General features: G+C 48.5%; 2 protein-coding genes. Both read left to right on the top strand.

Annotated features, from left to right (window positions below):
- Positions 1–16: 16 nt before the first annotated feature.
- On the top strand, positions 17–15,772 hold the full coding sequence (locus H583_RS0105615; RefSeq protein ID WP_028559620.1) for a non-ribosomal peptide synthetase: 15,756 nt from the start codon (positions 17–19) through the stop codon (positions 15,770–15,772).
- 68 nt (positions 15,773–15,840) lie between these two features.
- On the top strand, positions 15,841–23,613 hold the full coding sequence (locus H583_RS0105620) for a non-ribosomal peptide synthetase (protein ID WP_028559621.1): 7,773 nt from the start codon (positions 15,841–15,843) through the stop codon (positions 23,611–23,613).
- Positions 23,614–23,629: the final 16 nt, after the last annotated feature.

The raw sequence follows: 23,629 nt of genomic DNA on the forward strand, positions 1-23,629 counted from the left end.
TTTAGGAGGGGAGAATGTGTACACAAAGCAATTTACTAGTCTGGTCGATGTTATGAAAGAAAGAGGGAAATCAGATAATAGAGGTATTATTTTTATTGATGGTGATGATCGAGAGGTTCGAATGACCTATAAAGAGCTGTATGAAGAATCATGCGGGTTCCTCGGTTATCTTCAAAAGCAGGGAGTAGTTCCGGGACAGGAAGTCGTTTTTCAAATCGAAGACAACCGCTCCTTTATCATTTCTTTTTGGGCGTGTATCTTGGGTGGCATGATCGCGGTTCCTGTCAGTACGGGAAACAATGACGAGCATAAGAGCAAGGTATTCAGAATTTGGGAGGGGCTGAATCATCCCTATCTGCTTACAGAATCGAAAATGCTCCATTCTTTAGAGAAATTCTCTAATAAGAGTGGACAACCTCAGTTATTTGAGATGATTCGAGACAAGGTTGCGTTTGTCGATTATGAAAAGGCATTTTCACGAGAGTATTCTCCGCAAATTCACAATCCCCATGCTGAGGATATCGCTTTTATCCAGTTTTCTTCAGGTTCCACGGGAGATCCCAAAGGAGTCATGCTGACACACAAGAATCTGCTCCATAACGTTTGCGGAATCATTAACGCCTCTCAAGTTACTGCGGAGGACTCCTACTTACAATGGATGCCCCTAACGCATGATATGGGATTGATCTGTAATCATATGTTACCTTTTCTAGCAAATTTAAATCAATATATCATACCTACGTCCTTATTTATAAGACAACCTTTAATGTGGATTAAGAAGGCGAGCGAGCATCAGGTCAGCATAATCTCTTCCCCGAATTTTGGTTATAAATACTTCCTGCAATTTTTTAAAGCGGAAAAGGCCAGCGGCTGGGATTTATCGCATATTCGGCTAATCTTTAACGGTGCAGAGCCGATCTCCACAGATTTATGCAACTCTTTTTTGGATACCCTCGCACCATATAGGTTGAATCGGACTGCGATGTACACCGTTTATGGGCTGGCGGAAGCTTCAGTGGGTGTTTCCCTGCCTCCTCCAGGAAATGAATTTGTGACTATATATGTAGATCGTGAACATCTTAATATCGGAAATCCGGTTGTTGAAGTAGACAAAGAATTCCCCAATGCCCTGTCGTTCGTAGAGGTTGGCTATGCGATTGATTACTGCCAGTTCCGAATTTGTGACGATGAGGATGTCGAATTGAGTGATGGGATCGTCGGTCATATACATATTAAAGGGCTGAATGTTACTCAAGGATATTATAACAATCGGGAGGCAACCCAAAAACTTTTGGCGGGTGACGGTTGGGTGCGTACGGGGGATCTCGGTTTCTTGAGAAACGGTCAATTGGTCATTACAGGACGGGCAAAGGATATTATTTTTGTGAACGGGCAGAACGTATACCCTCATGACCTGGAGCGAATTGCGGAGGAAATCGATGGTGTGGAACTCGGCAGGGTTGCTGCGTGTGGGGTCTACAATGCGGAGCTGAAGAGAGAAGACATTGTTTTATTTATTGTATCGAAGAGAAAACTGGAGCATTTTTATCCGATCATGGTTGAAGTGAAGCGGCTTTTGAATAAACGGGGGGGCTGGGAAATTGCAGATGTCGTACCGCTTAAACGAATGCCGAAAACGACCAGCGGAAAGGTGCAGCGCTATACACTCGCACAGAAGTATAAGGAAGGCGAGTTTGTCGAGGTTTCGCGGGAATTGAATAATATAGCCCGTGAAGCTGAAGCAAAGAAGCGGGCAGAGTCAAGCGGTACGGGGGCTGCACAAACAGAGATCGCACGGGAAATTCAACGAATTTGCAGCGAGGTGCTGATGAAAAACGGGATCGGCACCCGGGACAGCTATTTCGAGATGGGTGCAAACTCTCTTCAGTTAGCCCAAATTGCGGATCGTATAGAGCAGAAGTTTTCGGTCAAATTGGAGGTTGCTGATTTATTCTCATATTCGTCTATTGGAGAGCTTGCCAAATATCTAATCACCGAAACAAACCTGTATAGCTGCATGGAGAGGAACGAAAAGGAAGATTCGCAAAACGAAAAAGATATCGCCATTATCGGGATGTCCGTTTGTCTTCCGGGCGCTTCAAACCTGCAACAATATTGGGACAACCTGGCGTACGGCCGCGATTTAATCGGGGAATATGATTCAGCGAGACGGGAAGATGCCAAGGATTATTTATCGGTCATAGGTTTGGACAGACGGGAGTCCGACTTCAAGGCAGGCGGCTACCTGGACGAGATCGATAAATTTGATTATGCGTTTTTCAGATTGTCTCCAAATGAAGCTAAATTAATGGATCCGAATCAGCGCTTATTTACGCAGCAGGCCTGGCAGACGCTGGAGGACGCAGGTTATGCGGGAGATCGGCTGCGTGGCCGGAAAGTGGGAGTTTATGCTGGCTACTCTAAGGTCGGATATGATTATGAACGTCTGATTTCCAAGCATGAACCAGACAGGCTATCGAATTATATTGTCGGAAATCTACCATCGGTTCTGGCCAGCCGCATTGCATATTTTCTCGATTTGAAAGGACCTGCTGTAACAGTCGATACAGCATGTTCCTCTTCCCTGGTTGCGGTTCATATGGCGTGTCAGGCGATTCGAAACGGCGAATGTGAAATGGCACTTGCCGGAGGGGTTCGAACATCGCTGCTGCCTTTGTCTTTAGGCCTGGATATGGAATCCGGTGATGGGCGTACCCGTGCCTTTGATTTGTCTTCGGACGGCACAGGCGTAAGCGAAGGGGTAGCGGCAGTATTGCTAAAACCGCTTCGTCAAGCGCTCCAGGACGGAGACCATGTGTATGGGGTCATTAAGGGAAGCGCGATGAATCAAGATGGAGCAACAGTTGGAATTACGGCGCCCAACCCGATTTCCCAGACGGAAGTGATTCGGTCGGCATGGAAGGATGCGGGGGTGGATCCGAAAACACTTGCTTTTATTGAAGCTCATGGAACGGGGACAAAGCTGGGGGACCCTGTCGAATTTTCCGCGCTGACAAAAGCTTTTGCCGGTTATACGGATAAGAAGCAGTTTTGTGCGCTCGGTTCCGTTAAGGCAAACATTGGACATACCTTTGAAGCTTCAGGGATCGCTAGCCTGATCAAGTCGGCACTTATGCTGAAGCATCGGAAAAACCCGCCGTTGGTTCATTTCAGAGAGCCGAATAAAAGAATAGATTTGGAACAATCGCCTTTCTATATTAATACCGAGCTTGCTCCATTCGATGATTCTCAACAGCCTTTACGCTGCGGAATCAGTTCATTTGGTTTCAGCGGTACGAATTGTCATGTGGTTATGGAAGAATACATAGATTCAGTCCCGAGAACGTCAATTCATGATCATGGCCAACCACATATTTTTACTTTATCGGCTAAAAGTGAGGGTTCCCTTCAAGAGTTATTGCAAAGGTATATAAGTCACTTGAACTCGTATCCGCAGCAATCCATAACAGATATCTGCTATACGGCAAGCACAGGGCGGGCTCATCTTGAACATCGAATCGCTTTCGTATGTGCGACACAAGTGGAATTGTCCGGCAAACTGATCAGCCTCGCTTCGGGCCAAGGGCAACAGGGAGTATTTGGAGGCGTATATCGGGTAGTTTCGGATTCGGGGCAGGGACGCAAGCAGGGAGAAATCACAGAGGAGGAAATAAACCGAATCAGTGAAGAAGCGGGTCAAGTCATACTGGAAAATGGACCGGCCGAAGCAAAGAACCGGGAGCAGCTTGAACGAATATGTGAGTTGTATGTTCAAGGGGCACGTGTGGAGTTTGATAAGCTTTATTCCAAGCAATCCGCCCAAAAAGTCCCCTTGCCATTATATCCTTTTGAGCGTAAACGCTGCTGGGTCGAGATCGAACGCAGCAAAGGCCAAACAGCGGAGGAATATTCAAAAACGAATTCAGGTGAGATGCTTATGACAGTTGGTGCAACTGAGGCCTTATCAAATCAAGTAGAAAATACGATTAGTCAAATGGTAAGCGGCGCTTCAGGATTGGATGTGTCCGAAATTGACAGCCATGCCCACTTCCTTGAAATGGGGCTCGATTCCATTATGCTTGCCCGAATTCGGAAGGAAATCGAAGAGGTCTTTCATTTGGATATTGCAATCGAACGCTTCTTTGATTCGATCACCAATGTAAATAGTTTAACGGAGTTTATTATCCAAAATGCCGAGTTGCCTGAACGGGTCCAAACCGCAGCTAAGGTCCAGGAAGCACCAATGGAAAAGCAAATAGCGCGGCAGGAGGTAGAGGATCAGCAGCTTCAAGCAGCGGCGGCTGTTTCTATGGAAATGGAAAATTGGAGCTCATCAGCAATGGGGAATTCAGCAATAGAGCGTATTATGACACGGCAAATTGAATTATTGAGTCTCCAGCAACGTCAAGTCACCGATCTGCTTGGACAACAATTGGAGCTGCTGGGCGGCCGTGAAATGAAGGGAAACTTGACCGAAGGAAATGGGCAGAAGCTTGGTAAGGAACCGGGATTCAAACCCTATCTGAAGGCGGTACCGGCTCAAACGCCCCCGAAGATTAAAGCTGCTGAAGCCGGCAAGACTTCGCAGGAGTCAAAGCCGTTCATCCCCTATCAGCCGATGATCATAGGTGAAGACGGGAATTTTACGGAGCAGCAGAAGGCATATTTGGACCAGTTTTTTTCGGAGTATATAAAACGCACCCGGGGATCTAAAGCCTATGCGAAACAGACGCGCTATGTTCATGCCAACAACCGCAATGTTCCGGGATTCCGTTCATATTGGAAGGAAGCCATTTATCCAATCGTGGCCGAGCGTTCCTCCGGCTCGCGGATGTGGGATGTCGACGGTAATGAATATATCGATTTAACGATGGGATTCGGTGTGAACTTGCTCGGCCACAATCCGGATTTTATCGTATCGGAAATGAAGACACACGCCTCCTCTTCACTTCCGCCACTAGGTCCGATGTCAGACCTGGCCGGCGAAGTGGCGGAGAGAATCAGCGGGATTACGGGAGTAGAACGCATCGCCTTCTATAATTCGGGAACAGAAGCCGTAATGGTTGCATTGCGGACTGCGAGGGCAGCTACGGGCCGCTCAAAAGTCGTCATCTTTTCCGGCTCGTATCACGGCACTTTTGACGGGGTTTTGGGAGTGGCTAACCCGGAATCCGATGAGGCCTCCACACTCCCGATGGCACCCGGCATCCAGGAGAGTTACGTACGGGATGGGGTCATGTTGAACTACAATCAGCCTGAATCCTTGGAATATATCCGCAAGCATGGACACGAATTGGCCGCAGTGCTGGTGGAGCCTGTCCAGAGCCGCCGGCCGGATTTGCAACCTCGCAAATTTTTGCAGCAGCTCAGGGAGATTACAGCCGGCTCGGGCACCGCCCTTATTTTCGATGAGGTCATTACCGGTTTTCGTATTGGTCTTGGCGGGGCGCAAGCCTGGTTCGGCGTGCAGGCTGATTTGGTCGTATACGGCAAGGTGGTTGGCGGAGGCCTCCCGATCGGCATCGTGGCCGGGAAAGAGCACTTCATGGACCCGATTGACGGCGGGAAGTGGAATTTCGGTGATGCCTCCTATCCGGTGAAGGCAGCCCAAAAGACATTTGTCGGGGGAACCTTCTGCACTCATCCCCTCACAATGCGTGTAGCATTAAAGACGATTAACCATCTGGAGTCACAAGGATCAGCATTGTACGATGAGCTGAATGGCAATACAGAGTATCTTGTTCAGGAATTGAATTCCTTCTTCAAGGAAAGAAATGTTCCGATTTACATGGTGAATTTCGGTTCTTTGTTCCGCTTCGTATCCTTCGGCGATATTGAGCTGCTCTTCTATCATTTGAACCATAAGGGATTGTATGTGTGGGAAGGGCGCAACTGTTTCTTGTCCACCGCACATACAAAAGATGATTTAGATGCAGTCATCCGTATTGTAAAAGAGAGCGTAAGCGATTTGCAGCGTGGCGGCTTTCTGCCTGGCAATCCCGAGCCGCCGGGTAAAGGTGGCGGAAGGAAGACAGCAAGCTTGTCCAATGAACAGAAGCAGCTGTGGATTTCCTCAGTATCAGGCGGACCTGCCTCCGCATCGCTCAATGAATCCGTTCTGATCAAAATGAATGGTGTGCTAAACCAAGAGGCATTGGAGCGAGCGGTGAGTTTAGTAATCCGGCGGCACGAGGCTTTGCGGACGATCATCAATGCGAGCGGTGAGTACCTGGAGATTCTGCCGGATATACAAGCGCCCGTCACTGTCTGTGATCTTCGCTGCCCATCTTCAGATGAGAGCAAGGAAGCGCTGGACCGATGGCTGGCTGCCGATGCCTCGAACACATTTGATCTGAACTCCGGGCAGCCTTTATTTCGAATCACCGTCCTGCAAATGGCCGATGAGGCATTTATTCTTGCCCTTACTTTCCATCATATCGTTGTTGATGGCTGGTCCATCGCTATATTTGCGGGCGAGCTGGAAGAGGCGTATTCGGCGATTTGCCAGAAGCGGGATCCCAAGCTGTCGCAGCCCGTTCAGTTTCGTGAATATTTGCAATGGCAGGAGCGGATGATGCGTCAACCTGATGCCGGCAATGCCGCAGCTTTCTGGTCTGCGCAATTTGCCCGGCCGGTTCCCATCCTGCAATTGCCTTCGCCGCACGGGCATCTGGTCAAAAAGACGTTCAGCGCCGGCAGGCATACTTTAATTCTTGATAGGGACATAACGAAGCAATTGAGAGCGCTAAGCATCCGGAGCAAAAACAGCTTGTTTATCACCATGCTGGCCGCCTACGGTTTGTTTTTGCATCGTCTCGCCGGGCAAAATCGCATGGTCGTCGGGATTCCTACGGCAGGTCAGTCCCATATGGGCGTGACCCATTTGATGGGGAACTGTGTAAACATGCTTCCGGTTTACACCGAAATCAACGGTAATGAATCGGCTGCAGATTACATAAGTGCCGTGAAGACGGCAATGCAGCAATTGGATCAGCATCAGAGCTTCTCGCTCGCGAGCCTGGCGGAACGCATGCCGGAAGTGCACATGCCAATCATAAATATATTGTTTAATATGGATCGGCCGATTCGGAAATTGAACTTCAGCGGACTGGATTCTGAATTAATTTCATACCCTGTTCAGCATTTGCATTATGATTTGTTCCTGAATGTGACAGAGATCAATCAGGAATTAATGCTTGATTTTGACTACAGCAGAGATTTAATCGAGCCGGAAGTCATGAGGAATTGGGTAGAGGGGTATCAGAATATTTTGCTCGCCATGATTCAAGATTGTTCATTACAGATATCCCGTCTTTCGCTTGTTACAGATAAGCAGGCTAAGCTTTTGAGCCAGTTTAGTAATGATCACGGCGGGAAGGCGATTCTCGATTGTTATAAAACCTCAGCTCCTGTAGGCGTTATAGGTGAACTGCATACGCTGGATTCCGGGTCAGGCAGTATGGTGCCTTCGGGAAAATTGGCAATGATCATGCTGTCGGGAGAAATGAAGCTTTGTGGCGAGGCAGACCGGACGGCCGATGTCAGGGGTTATCGCGTCAATTTATCTCTGTTGGAGGAGGCGCTGCTGCGGCTGCCCAGCTTGAGGCACGCTCAAGCTGCCGTCCGGCGGATCGATGGATATCACTCGCCTGAGCTGGCAGTTTATATTGTCTCTCCGGTCCAACGGATAGACGTCTCGCTGGTGCGATCCGAGATGGCGGATCATCTGCCGGAATATGCGATCCCTTCTCATGTGGTCATGCTGGATTCGTATGTTCTGCTGGAGGATGGGGCTATTGACGACAGTGCGCTGCCTGGATTGGATCAGTTTGCGGAGGATCAAGAACCGCTTAATGAGATCGAGACAGGGATTGTCCGGATTTGGAAGGAGCTCCTAAGAATCGAGCGTGCCAGCGTTCAGGACAATTTCTTCACGCTCGGAGGAAACTCTTTGAAAGCTACGGTCATGCTATCGCGAATATATCAGGAGTTCGGGGTCCGGATCCCGATCGGGCAGTGGTTCCAGTATCCGACGATTCGTCAGCTTGCCCATACGATTGAAGGCGGCTCGACGGATGCATTTGAGCCGATTCCGTTACAAGAGAAGCGGGATATGTATGAGGCTTCCGCAGCCCAAAAGCGCATTTACATTTTGGAGCAGCTTGATGCAAAAACGTTAGTTCATAACATCCCCGGCCAGGTCGAACTTCATGGAGAGCTTGACCCGCATCGGCTGATCTCGGCTGTTCGGCATATCGTCAGCAGGCATCAGGTGTTCAGAACGACATTTGATATCCATGATCAAAAAATCGTACAGCGCATTAGTGAAACCGTCGAACTGGGTGTACCGTACGCGGAGCTGCAGCCTTCGGAAACCGTGGAGGATAGATTCGGGCATTTCGTCAAGCCGTTTGATCTTGCCAAAGCGCCGTTGTTCAGAGCGGAGCTTGTTAAGATAACCGAGTCGTCGCATGTTTTGTTTATCGATATGCATCATCTGATTTCGGATGGTTATTCCATGTCCGTGTTTATGAAGGAGCTTGTCGGGCTGTATGAGGGCCAAGTATTGCCGGAACTAAAAGTGCAGTACACCGACTTCTCCGAATGGCAGACCAGCTCTGCGAATGAACAAAGGTCGAAAGAACAGGAGTTATACTGGCTTCATCAATTCGAGGGGGATCTTCCCGCCCTTGACTTGCCGGCAGATTATCCGCGCCCGAGTCAGTTAAGCATGGAAGGAAAGCGCCTGACTATGCGCCTGGACGAACCATTGACAAAGCGGCTTCGAAAGCTTGCTTCGGATACGGGAACCACTCTGTTCATGGTTATGCTTTCCGCTTATAAAGTGCTTTTAAATAAATATACAGGCCAGGATGACCTGGTTGTCGGAACTCCGGTTTCGGGACGGAGTCATCCCGATATCGAACCGCTGATCGGTGTGTTTATCAATACGGTCGCGATCCGCAGTTTTCCCGCGAAAGATAAGGGCTTCCGCGAATATTTGGAAGAAGTCCAAAGAAGCAGTCTTGCCGCATTCGACAATCAGGACTATCCGTTCGAACTGTTGGTGGAGAAGCTGAACTTACAGAGAGATGCCAGTCGTAATCCGCTCTTTGACACGATGTTTATTTTGCAGAATATGGACATGGAAACGATATCCGGCGCAGGGGTTACGTTTAGGCCGCAAGAGAAGAATCCCGGGGTTTCGCCGTATGATTTGACGCTGAGCGCAGAGGATTGGAAGGGGGAAGAGATAACGTTAAACCTGGATTACAGTACCAGGCTGTTCAAACAGGATAAAGCGGAACGTGTGCTGTCCCATTATGTGAATATTTTAGATGCCGTGGCGGATAACGCAGATGTAAGGCTATCCCGGATTGATCTGTTATCCGCAGAAGAACGCCGGCATTTGCTGATGGACTTCAATAAAACGGAATTGCTCTATGACAGGGATTTAACGGTTGATGAGCTGTTCCAGCTTCAAGCATTACGCACTCCTGACAGCGTGGCAGTGGTCTGGGAGAACAAGCATTATTCTTACAAGGATCTGGATATGAAGTCTAGCCGGTTTGCGGCTTCCCTTCGAAAAAAAGGGGTCGTGCCTGGAACAATTGTCGGCGTGATGGTTACCCGCTCGTTTGATATGATCGTTGCTTTGCTGGGCGTAATGAAAGCAGGGGCGGCCTACTTGCCGATTGATCCGGATTACCCGGTAAATCGAATTGAATATATGCTGGCCGACAGCGGTGCGCAAATTTTACTGACTGAAGAGAAATTGTCAAATGATGTGAAGTGCAACGCTACAACTCTGTGTGTCCATGACGAAAGCCTGTACCAAGAAGAAGAACCGGGTCATGGGTTTCGGCTGCATACCGCCGATCATCATGCGTATGTCATTTATACTTCCGGCTCCACAGGCAATCCAAAAGGAGTCATGATTACGCATCAAGCCGTTCACAACTTCACTAAAGCGATGGCTGAGGAAATAGGCTTTAATCCCGGCAAGAGCATCCTGGGCCTAACAACCATTTCCTTTGATATTTTCGTTCTGGAGACATGGGTGCCGTTAACGAAAGGATTGACTGTCGTTATTGCCAGTGAAACAGACCAGATTGATCCGCGGGCACTTTCTCGGCTTATTACGAATCATCATGTGGAAATGCTGCAAATTACGCCATCCCGTTTGAAAATGCTGATGACCAGCGATCCGGAGATGAAGTTTCTAAATAAAGTGTCTGATATCATGCTTGGCGGAGAGCCGTTGCCGATTCACTTATTGCATAAGCTGCAAAATATCTCCGGCTTAACCATTTACAATATGTACGGTCCGACAGAGACGACGGTTTGGTCCTGTGTCAGCAATTTGACCAGCAAATCGAACGTGGACATAGGCAGGCCGATTGCCAATACGCAGGTCTTTCTCGTTGATGATAACGACATGCTTGTTCCCGTCGGGGTACCGGGGGAGCTATGCATCGGAGGGGAAGGTTTGGCGGCGGGTTACTGGCGTCGTGAAGATTTGACGGAACAGAAATTTGTCGATAATCCGCATATTCCGGAGCGCAAAATGTACAGAACCGGCGATTTGGCAAAATGGCGAGAAGATGGATCTCTTGAATATATAGGCAGAACAGATTTTCAGGTTAAAATTCGCGGATACCGGATTGAGCTGGAGGAGATTGAAAAGACGATGATCCGGCAGCTGCCCGTGAAAGAAGCTGTCGCAGCAGCCAAAGAGGATGAACATGGAAATTATTACTTATGCGCTTATTACGTACCGGCAGATGAAGCAAAAACGGATTCAATTCGGGAAAGTCTGCTGAAATCGCTGCCCGAGTATATGGTGCCGTCCTATTTCATTCCGCTGGAGCAGATGCCGTTGACGCCAAATGGAAAAATAGACAAAAAGGCGCTGCCTGAACCGGAATCCGGCCAATTCGCATCCGAGGTGTATACGCCGCCTGGTAATGAGCTGGAAGAACGGTTGGCTCAGCTGTGGAAGGAAGAACTCGGTCTTGAGCGAGTCGGGATCCATGACAACTTTTTTGAACACGGAGGCCATTCTTTAAAAGCAACGATTCTGATTGCCAGAATCAATAAGGAGTTAGGCGTGGAGATTCCCGTAAGAGGACTGTTTCAATCTCCTACTGTTCGGGGCTTGGCGCAGCTTTTTGAACAATCGGACCAGAAGCAGTTTGCTGAAATTCCTGTTGCAGACACCCAAAGTTTCTATGAGCTGTCGGCTGCACAAAAGCGTTTGTTCCTGATTGAACAAATGAACGGAGACAACACTTCGTATAACATGACGGCAGCCTTTGAAATCGAAGGAGACCTGGACATTGACAAGCTGGAAGCCTGCTTCCGCGCGCTGATACAAAGGCATGAGGCATTCCGCACCTCATTCCGGGTGATTGACGGGGAGTCGGTGCAAATTATTCACTCTGAAGCTGCGTTTTCGATCAAAAAATATGGCAATGTGAACGACGCTGAAATGAAACGGCTTGTTGAGGAATTTGCAGTTCCCTTTGATTTAAGCACGGCACCTTTATTCCGGACAAGTCTGGCTCAACGGACCGAAAATCATTATGTGCTGCTGGTCGACATGCACCACATTATTTCAGATGGCACCTCCATCGGACTATTTATCGAGGAATTCAACGAGCTGTACAGCGGAAAAGAGCTGCCGGAGCTGCGCATTCAATATAAGGATTATGCCGCTTGGCACAACGAACAGCTAACCAATAGGGAACTGGAGACCCACAAGCAATACTGGCTTGAACATTTTTCCGGAGAAATTCCCGTGTTGAGCATGCCGACCGATTTCACGAGACCGCAGCAGCATAGTAAAGATGGGGCAAAGCTGGTGCATGCAGTCGGCAGTGGGCTGACAGCCCGATTAAAGCAATTGGCTCAAGAGACGGGAACAACCATGTATATGATTTTACTCGCCGGTTACAGCATCCTTCTGTCAAAATATGCGGGACAAGAAGAAGTCATTGTTGGATCAGCAGTGGCCGGCAGGGATCATGCGGATTTGCGTCAAGTCATGGGGGTCTTTGTCAATACCCTTGCAATGCGAAGCAAACCGGAAGGACAGAAGAGCTTCCGCGCTTATTTGGAGGAAGTGAAGGAAGTTTGCCTGAATGCTTACGAGCATCAGCAGTACCCTTTCGAAAGCTTGGTAGATCAGTTGAAGCTCCCTAGAGATTTAAGCCGAAGCCCGCTGTTTGATGTGATGTTAACGATGCAAAATGCGGGCGAGGAAGACTTTCAAGTAGAAGGATTAAGCATAAAACCTTACCCGATCGAACAGCAATCGGCCAAATTCGATATTTCACTGCTCGTCAAATTAACAGAGGAAGAAATCGTGCTGGAATTCGTTTACTGCACAGATTTATTTACCGGCGATACGATGCAGCGGTTTGCACGGCTTCTCGTCCAGGTGCTTCATACCGGAGCGGATCAACCGAATCTGCAGTTGGCGAAGATTTCCCTATTGTCGGATGAAGAAAAAGTGAAAGGGGCAGCCCCCCTTCAGGGCGACCGTAAAGAAGCAGCAAAAAAACCAAAGTTCCATACCGTTGTGGGGTGGTTTGAAGCTCAGGCGGAACTCACACCGGATCAAACGGCCCTTGTTTACGGGGAGGATCGATGGAGCTATTCCGAGTTGAATGCGAAAGCGAACCTGCTGGCGAGAATGATACTGGAGAGCGGTTTTGCAGAAGGAAACGGCATTGCCGGGATTATGATGGAGAACCGGCCGGAGACGCTTGCGGCCCTGTTAGCTGTCCTCAAAGCGGGAGGAGCCTATTTGCCAATCGATCCCGAGTTTCCGCAAGAACGAATCCGTTATATGTTAGCCAACAGCGGATCCGGATTTCTGCTGACTTATGCCGACAGTTTGATTGAGACGGAAACGGAGCAGCAGCTATTTTTACTGGATCATTTAAAAACAAGCGAAGGCCAGGAGCAAAATTTAAACATTCCGTTAAGAGAAGACGGCTTGGCTTATGTTATTTATACCTCAGGGACGACCGGTACACCTAAGGGTGTGATGATTGAGCACCGGAACCTGGTCAATTATGTACATTGGTTTACGACGACTCAAAAGGTGGATAACAAGGGGAAAACGATGCTGCTTTCCTCGGCGGGCTTTGATCTGTGCTATACCGCGTTATATCCGGCGCTTGTCAGCGGCTGCGAGCTGCATTTGCTCAACCGCTACGATTATTCCGATCCGCAATTTGTGATGGATTACATCTCGCGTCATGGCATTACGTTCATCAAGGCAACGCCGTCGTTATTTCACATGATGGTAAATCACGAGTACTTCGCAATGAATGGTCTGCTGGATTCCCTTGAACTGATCGTGCTTGGCGGCGAGAAAATCAAAGTGCAGGATATCAGCCGGTATTATGAGCAGTATCCTTTGGTCAGATTCGTCAACCATTACGGTCCTACTGAGGCAACTATCGGTTGTATTGCCCATCCTCTGAATCCGGCTGATTTTCAAGCGTTTTGCCGGCAGCCTGTGATCGGCCAGCCGATTTTCAATACGGAAGCTTATATTATGGATGCCTATGGCAATCTGTTGCCGGACGGAGTGCCGGGAGAGCTGGTCATTGCCGGCGGAGGGCTTGGACGCGGTTATTTGAATGAACGGGAGCTCACAGAGCAGAAGTTCATTCGACACCCTTTCATTCCGGAATTAAGGCTGTACAAAACGGGGGATCGGGTCAAAAGATTGCCAAGCGGCGAGATTGTGTTCATCGGCCGAATCGATCATCAGATCAAAATCAGAGGTTACCGGGTTGAACTGGCCGAAATCGAGGCCCGGATTACGGAGCACCCGGATGTGCGGGAAGCGGTGGTTACCGTAAAGGAGACCGGGAATGGAGCGAAATATTTATGCGCTTATATGGTTACGCTTCAAGGCTTGACGGCCTCGGACATGCGGAATCATTTGGCGCATAAACTGCCGGCTTATATGCTCCCATCCGCTTGCGTATTCCTTGACCGCCTGCCTCTGAACGAGAACGGGAAATTGAATTACAAAGCACTTCCTGAGCCTGTGATTGACATCGAATCTTCAAGTAAAAACGTTGTTCCTGCCAATGGAATCGAGGAAACTATGGTTCAGGTATGGGAGGAGATTTTGGGTGTAAAAGGCATTGGAACCGAACATAACTTCTTTGAATGCGGCGGCGATTCCATTAAAGCCTTACAGGTATCTTCACGATTGATGACCCATGGATTGAAGATGGAAATGAGGGATCTGCTCAAATATCCGACGATTCGCGAATCAAGTAAGTACGTTCAGACTTTTACCCGTAAAATCAGTCAGGAAGCGGTGACGGGAGAAGTGGGCCTTACCCCGATCCAATACCGGTTATTAGAGCAGAAACGGGAGCATGTCCATCATTACAATCATTCCGTCATGTTGTTCAGAGCAGAAGGGTTTGATGAAGGGCTGGTTGCGCAAGCATTTGATCATTTGGTTGAACATCATGATGCGTTGCGGATGCGCTTCAGTTGGAAGGAACATAGGGTGGTGCAAGTCAATCAGGGTGCTCAGGGTCAGGCGTTTTACAAACTAAATGTTATCGATCTCACGGAAAGCACAGATGCCCGGGCAGAAATCGAACGACATTCGGCCCAGCTGCAGGCAGGATTGAATATTGAACACGGGCCGCTTATTCAACTGGGCATTTTTCATACCAAATCCGGCGGCTATCTGTTGATCATCATCCATCACCTTGTAGTCGATGGTGTTTCCTGGAGGTTTATTCTGGAGGATTTCTCATCTTCTTATAATAATTTGATCAAACAGACCCCGGTCAAGCTTCCGGATAAAACAGATTCCTTCAAAGAATGGTCTCAGCGGCTTGCTGAATATTCGGTGAGTACGAAGCTGCTGAAAGAATCCGGCTATTGGAGTGAAGTTGAGCAAGCATCTACGATCGAGCTGCCGGTCGACCATGAAATCTCAACAAATCAAACCGGAGATCATGCGAAGGTGAAGCTGAGTCTGGACGAGAATGTAACCCGGAGCCTGTTAACGGATGTCCATCATGCGTACAGCACGAACATCAACGATATTCTGCTTTCTGCCCTGAGCCGGACGCTGCAACAATGGGCAGGATCCGCCTCTGTGCTGATCCAACTGGAAGGTCATGGCCGGGAGGATGTCGTAAAAGGGCTGGATATATCGAGAACAGTGGGATGGTTCACATCCATATTCCCGCTTGTGCTTGGTGATGAAGGAACAACGGATACCGCCAATCTCATCAAGGGAATCAAGGATCACCTGCGGCGGGTGCCGGGTAAAGGGCTGGGATACGAAATTATGAAGTACTTAACTGCCAAGAACAATGCCGTAAATCTTCCATTGCAGTTCCAGCTAAAGCCGGAAATTGTATTTAATTACCTTGGACAGTTTGACCAAGCGGCTGCCCAAACGGATTTGTTCCGGTTGTCCGATATATCGACCGGTCCTGAAGTCGGACCTCAGATTGAAAAGGCCCATAAACTCGAAATGAACGGCATGGTGATTGGAAACCAATTCACAATGGAAATCAGTTTCAACCAGAGGCAATATCGTCGAGAGACGATTCAAGGTTTGGCAGATCGCTATTCCGGACATCTGACGGAGATTATTCGGCATTGCTCTTATAAGGAAACGAAAGAAATCACACCTACAGATTACCAATACAATAAACTTTCGCAAAAGCAATTGGATGCAATTTCGAGAAAACTGAAGAAAAATTTGTAGTTTTCCGGAAGTGGAGTGACCGGATTTGCAGTAATCCGGTCACTAAAGTAGATGGGGAGTGAGTCGAATTGAGCAATAACGAAATAGAAAAGATATATCCGCTTTCGCCAACTCAAGAGGGGATATTGTTCCATTCCTTAATAGACCCTGACTCAAAAGCGTATTACGAGCAAGTTTCCTTTATGATCAAGGGAAACTTGTGTTCTCAAACGATGCAGCTCAGCTTCCGGAAGCTGATTGAACGCCATGATGTGCTAAGAACGGTATTCGTTTATACGGAGGTCGAGCAGCCCTTACAACTTGTGCTTACCCAGCGTGAGCCGCAAATCGATTACAAAGATTTAACGGCGTATTCCAAAGAGGAACAGGCCCGCTGGATAGAAGCTCATAAAATCCGGGATCAGGAGCATAAATTTGATCTGGAAGCGGGGCCGCTCATCCGGATGATTTTTTTCAAAATGGATGAACAAACCCATCAAGTGATATGGGGATTTCACCATATTATAATGGATGGCTGGTGTATGGGCATTATTGCCCAGGATTTATTCCATATTTATAAAGCTTTGGCCGATAATGCTCCGCTCGAGCTGCCGCCGCCGTATCCGTATAACGATTACATCCAGTGGCTGGGCGAACAGGATCAGGAAGCAGCTCTGCAATATTGGAGCGAATACTTGAAGGATTATGAACTCCAAGCCTCGGTTCCGTCGCCTCAGGGAGGAGTAAAGCAATTTGATCATCGAAAATATAGTTTCAAATGGGATTCGGACACAACCAGGCTGCTCCAAAGACTAGCCGTGAACAACCAGGTGACGTTAAGTACGTTGTTTCATACGATGTGGGGAATATTGCTGCAGCAATATAATCATGACGAAGACGTGGTTTTCGGTTCGGTAGTGTCAGGCAGACCTCCTGAATTGTCCGGAGTTGAGAACATGGTCGGGCTGTTCATAAATACGGTTCCTTTGCGGGTCAAGAGCGATGCAAACACCTCTTTCCAAAGGCTGCTGGGCATTGTGCATGATTCGATGCTGGAGGCAAACCGGCATCACTATGTTTCGCTGGCAGATATTCAATCGAGGACTGTGCTGAAAAATCATCTTATTAATCATATCGTTGTTTTCGAGAATTATCCGCTGGAGACCACGCTTGGCGCAGATGGGGAAAATCATCTGGTCATTACCGAAAGCGAGATGCTTGAGCACACGAATTATGATCTCGACATTGCCGTGTTTCCGGAAGATGAGCTTGAGGTTTTGTTTACATATAACGGATTCGTATATGACGAGGCTTTTCTGCAAAACTTGGAAGGGCATTTGCGGAAAATTGCAAACAGCGTGTTAGAAAATGAGCAGATTCTCGTCCGGGATATTGAAATCATTACTGAAAATGAGAAGAAAGCGATCATTGGCAGCTTTAACTGTACGGATCGGGATTATCGGATCGACAAGCCTGCGCACCGTTTATTTGAAGAACAAGTGCGCCGCCATCCGGATCGAACGGCGATTATCTATAAAGAGGAACGAATCACTTACGACCGGTTAAACCGGAATGCGAATCGGTTGGCACGATTATTTATGCAGCGCGGTTTGGGACAAGGTGATTTTGCGGCGGTTATGCTGGAACGTTCTCCGCTCATGGTAGAAAGCATATTGGCAATATGGAAATTGGGGGCGGCATACATACCGGTGGATGTCCTCTATCCAGAAGACAGAAAAACAGGAATCCTTGCTGATTCAAATGCCAAAATTGTCGTCACCTTATCTGAATTCGCAGAGGACGGTCTGCACGCCCATTATCCGGACCGCTTAGTCGAATTGGACCGGCTTGCTTATCCGACGGATGAAGAATCGGGCAGGGATCTTGAGCTGCAGGCGGCAATTACCGACCTGGCGTATGTACTTTTTACCTCCGGGTCAACGGGGAAACCGAAAGGGGTCATGATTGAGCATTTGGGAATGCTGAATCACATCTATGCGGAAGCGGACGATCTGGGGTTATCCGACAATCTCGTATTTGCCCAAACAGCAAACCATTGTTTTGACATTTCTGTATGGCAGTTTTTCGGGGCCTTGATTCTCGGCGGGACAACGGCGATCTATCCCGATGAGTTAATTCTGGCACCTGATCGGTTTTTAAATCAAATTATTTCTGATCGGGTCACTTTACTCGAAGTTGTCCCTTCCTATTTGTCAGTTTTGCTGGATTTAGTAAAAGCACGTTCCATTCGTTTTGAAGACCTGGAGTATTTGATGATTACTGGAGAAGCAGCCAGCCCGGCTATAGTCGCACGCTGGTTTGAACTCTGCCCGGGAATCAAAATGATCAATGCTTACGGGCCGGCGGAAGCTTCTGATGATATATGCCAATATGTCATGGACCAAGTGCCGGAGAACAGGGGAGTCATTCCAATCGGCAAACCTCTGCCCAACATCCGGATCTATATCGTGAATAATCAAATGCATTTATGTCCTGTGGGCATCATTGGCGAAATATACGTTGCAGGGATTGCAGTAGGAAGAGGATATCTGAATGATCCAAAGCGGACGGAGTCGTCTTTTATTGAGGACCCGTTTGCCTCACAGCCTGGCGTAAGACTGTATAAAACCGGAGATTTGGGCCGGTGGCTTCCAGATGGCAATATTGAATTTGCAGGCCGTAAAGATTATCAGGTGAAAATACGAGGTTTCCGGATCGAACTGGGAGAGATCGAACATCGATTGACTGAGCATCGACAAGTGCGTGAGACTGCGGTTTTGGTTAAGGGGGCGGGTGAAGCCGAAAAGTACTTATGCGCTTACTACACCGCGGATATCGATCTTACAGCATCCGAAATGAAGGCGTATTTAAACGCTTGTTTGCCGGAATATATGGTTCCTTCCGTTTTTGTACAGCTTGCAGAAATGCCGCATAACGCAAACGGGAAAATCGACCGCAATGCCTTGCCCGATCCCAGCCCTGACCGGTCTGATCGTACATTTGTCCCGGCACGCAACGAAGTCGAGAAGACGCTGGTTTCCATATGGGAAGAGGTCCTTGGCGTAAGCATGGTGAGCATGGAGGATAATTTCTTCGAATTGGGCGGGCACTCTTTGAAAGCGACAGTCATCGTTTCAAGAATACACGGGGAGTTTGGCGCGGATGCGAAAGTGAAGGATGTGTTCCAGTATCCGACCTTAGAGCTCCTTGCAAGGCGGATTCAGGAATTAAGCGGACAGCCTTGCATTGCGGTACCCATCACCCCTGCCCCGGTTATGGACTATTATCCGGTTAGCCCTGCGCAAAGGAGAATGTATGTATTGCAGACCCTGGAAGAGTCAGGGTCAACGACTTATAACATGCCTTTCGCCTACCGGATTCAAGGTCCGTTGGACATTGCGCAATTCCAGCGAACCGTCAACCGGTTTATCCAGCGTCATGAAGGGTTCAGAACTTCCTTTCAATTAATGGACGGCGAAATCGTTCAAATGATACATTCCGAGGCGGAGTGTAAGCTGGATACAGTAGAGATGACCGGTGCGGCCAAGGAAGAAATTGATCGACAAATACTGTTGTTCGTACAGCCCTTCAATTTGGAGGAAGCGCCCCTGATGCGGATTCAGTTGCTTCTTACCGGCCGCGAAGAAACGGTGCTGCTGATCGACATGCATCATATTGTTTCTGACGGTTTGTCAGGACCTATCATGCTTCGTGAACTGGAACAGTTGTATAAGGGTGATGAGCTTCCGCCGCTCGAAATTCAATATAAAGATTATTCGGTCTGGCTGAATGAACGACTAGCCGGCGAAGAGATGAAAGCGCATGAGGAATACTGGCAGGAACAATTTAGCGGTGAACTGCCTGTGCTGAACATGCCGCTTAATTATAGCAGGCCGGCGCTGCAAAGCTTCAACGGACAAACGCTGCAATTTGCGTTGCAGCCCGGGCTTGCAAGGGCAGTGCGGGAGCTGGCACAAGATACAGGGACTACCCAATATGCGTTATTGTTGGCCGCTTACCAAGTCCTGTTGTCCAAATACACGGGCCAGGAGGAAATCGTTGTCGGATCTCCGGTATCGGGGCGAAATCATCAAGATTTGCAGGACATGCTCGGGGTGTTCATCAATACGGTGGCGCTTCGCAATTTTCCACAGCGGCATAAGACGTTTCGCCAGTTTGTCCAGGAAGTTAAGGAAAGCACATTATCCGCGATCGATCACCAAGACTTGCCGTTTGAGCGATTGGTGGAGCTGCTGGATGTGGAGCGGGACACAAGCCGCAATCCTCTCTTTGACACGATGTTTAATTTGACGGACCGCGAGGAACAGGAAATTCACATCGGCGAACTGCTTTTAACCCCATACGAACTAAAGCATAATATTTCCAAATTCGATCTTATGCTGGATGTGTGTATGGACAATGTGGAAATCAGCTTTGATTTGCAATATAATACCGATCTTTTTTCCGTTGATACCGCAAACAGGATCGGGCAGCATTACATCGAGCTTCTGCACAATATTACAGCTAATCCGGATATCCCGTTGTCCCGGCTCCACATGCTTTCGGCAGACGAGAAGGAGGAAATATTGGGGTTAAGTCGGGGGAAAGCCGTAGAATATGACTTTAGCCTTACCGTGCCCCGGCGTTTTGAACAACTTGCCTTGGAGCAACCGGATCTGCCGGCGGTGAAGTTTGCCGGAAACGCTTTGACGTATGATGAATTGAATTCGCGGGCAAACCGGCTTGGTCGTTACTTACAGAGACGATTGGGGGGCCTTGGAGCAGATGCGATTGCTGCGGTCATGCTGGAACGGTCTCCGGACTTTATTCAAAGCGTGCTTGGCATTTGGAAGACTGGCGGCGCTTATGTTCCGATCGACACGGAGTATGGCGTGCAGCGAAAAGCGGATATTTTGGCAGATTCCCGTGCCCGTGTGCTGATTACCCGCTCAGCGTATATACAGGATGGCTTGGACGAGCTGTATGAAGGCATCATTCTGTGTCTGGACCAAGTAATGGAGGAGATCATGGGAGAAAGTCCGGATAATATCGGCATCGCCCCTGCTGCGAACAACTTGGCCTATATTTTGTTTACTTCCGGCTCTACCGGAAAGCCAAAAGGCGTGATGATTGAGCATCAGGGAATGCTGAACCATATTCTGGCGGAAGCCGATGAACTGGGGCTGGATCAACGTCTGGTTTTTGCCCAGAACGCGAATATTTGCTTTGACATTTCAGTTTGGCAGTGTTTTGGCGCATTGGCTCTTGGCGGAACAACGGCAATTTACCCGCAGGATCTCATTTTGGAAGTAGAGCGGTTTATCGAGGCGGTGATTGAAGACCAAGTAACACTTCTGGAAGTGGTTCCATCCTATTTGGCGGTGATGCTGGATGTGCTGGAACAGACCCGGGCAAAACTTCATTCTCTTCGCTATTTAATGATTACCGGCGAAACGATAAAGGCAGATTTGGCTCAACGGTGGCTGGATATTTACCCCGAGATCGGCATCATAAACGCTTATGGTCCTGCTGAGGCTGCGGATGATGTCAGCCAGTGCATCATCCAACAAAGCCTGCCGGAGGGGATGACATCAGTTCCAATCGGCAAACCGCTTGCGAACCTGAATCTCTATGTGGTCGACGAACAAATGAATTTGTGTCCGGCAGGTGTTTATGGCGAAATCTGCGTATCCGGCATCGGAGTAGGACGCGGGTACATCCATGATCCGGAAAGGACGGCTCGGTCGTTCGTGAGGGATCCCTTTGCATCCGATACCGAAACTCGTCTTTATAAGACCGGAGATTTGGGGCGCTGGCTTCCGGACGGAAATCTGGAGTTTCTTGGCCGGAAAGACTTCCAGGTCAAAATCAGGGGCTTCCGGATCGAGCTGGAGGAAATCGAGGTCCGCATCTTGCAGTCCCCGCATATTAAGCAGACGGCTGTACTGGTTCGGGAAGATGAAACCGGAAATAAATACTTATGCGCTTATCTGGTATTCAACGACTCGAAGACCGGTCAAGAGGAAACCTGCATCCAGGAGCTTAAAAATGAGTTGGAGAAGGCGCTGCCGGGCTATATGATTCCTTCTTATTTCGTTACGCTGGAGCAATTGCCGCTCTTGATCAGCGGCAAGATCGATCGTGCCGCCTTACCGGCTCCTGATCGCAACACAGCGTTGGAAAGCGGTTATGCCGCACCTCGTAATGAAATAGAACAAATTCTGGCATCGGTTTGGGAAGAGGTTTTGGGTGTCAGCCAAGTTGGAATCGACCATAATTTTTTCGAGCTTGGCGGGGATTCGATTCGAGCCATCCAAATTTCCTCCAAATTGAGCAGCCAGGGATATACGCTAAAAATGAAAGACTTGTTCCAGAATCCGGTGATCAGGAAACTATCCAAATATATTCAGTTGGATTACCATGAAATCGATCAGGGACCCGTCGAAGGATTCGTTGAACTTACGCCGATTCAAAAGTGGTTCTTTGAATGCGGCTTCTCGCCGGCAAACCATTGGAACCAGGCTGTTGTGCTCTATAAACAGGACGGTTTTGAAGAAGAATTGTTGTCCAAAGCCTTCACTGAGCTGATCCGTCACCATGATGCGCTGAGAATGGTCTACAGACAGAAAACCGGAGAGTGGACGCAATATAATGAAGGGATAATCGGACAGACCGAGCGTTCTTGGTTTGATCTGATTGTAACGGCAGTACCGGATGGGGATGAAGGGAAAATGGAAATGTCCCGCAGGATCGATGAGCTTCATGGCAGCATCAACCTGGAGCGGGGCCCCTTGGTCAAGATAGGACTATTCAAGACGGATAACGGCGATCACCTGGCGGTTATCATCCACCATTTGGTCATCGATGGCATTTCCTGGAGAATTTTGTTCGAAGACCTGACACTGGCTTATGAGCAAGCCGCCAAAGGCGAGCCGATTATGCTTCCCGCCAAAACGGACTCCTTCCGGACGTGGGCGGAGCGTTTGAAAGATCACGCTGAAAGCAAGTCCATGCAAACCGAGTTGCCCTACTGGAAACAAATCGAATCAACGCCAACTAAAGCGCTGCCCAAGTCAAGTTATAGAACAGGCCCGGCCAAGGTGATGGATAACATGACTTATTCCTTCCAATTACCAAAGCTTGCGACGGAGCAACTGCTCGGTAAAGTGCATAAAGCCTATAACACGGAAATAAACGACATCCTGCTCACAGCTTTGGGAAGGGCCGTGTGGCAGTGGACAGGCGAGCAAGATCGTGTTCTGATCTGTCTGGAAGGTCATGGAAGAGAAGAGATTTTGAAGAACATAAATATCAGCAGAACGGTGGGGTGGTTTACTTCGATTTACCCCGTCATACTCAACGTGCCAAGCTCGGCAGATGTATCCTATCATATCAAATCGATCAAGGAGAACCTGAGGCATATTCCGAACAAGGGGATCGGTTATAGTTTACTGAGATATCTGGCTTCGCAACGCCAGCTTGGGGAAATGAAATTTCACTTGGAGCCTGAAATCAAGTTCAACTACCTGGGGCAATTCGATAACGATTTAAACACAGGTGTGTTCCAGGGCTCCAATGTTCCTTACGGACAAACTGTGAGCCCGGAGGCGGAGCGGGAAATTGCTCTTAATATTACGGGGTTGGTTGAAAATGGCCAACTGACGATGACGATCGAGTACAATCTCGCGGAATTTTCCGAAGCAGATATCAGCCGGTTTGGCCGGTACTTCAAGATGCAGCTGACAGAGGTCATTAATCACTGTATGGAACGGGATACGCAGGAACTGACGCCTTCCGACGTGGGAGGAAACGATCTGTCTATTGAGGAGTTAGAAGCCATAATGAATTTTTATAATCAATAAAATTAAATTCAAGGAG

The organism is Paenibacillus pinihumi DSM 23905 = JCM 16419 (assembly GCF_000422505.1).
Taxonomy (GTDB): domain Bacteria; phylum Bacillota; class Bacilli; order Paenibacillales; family Paenibacillaceae; genus Paenibacillus_D; species Paenibacillus_D pinihumi.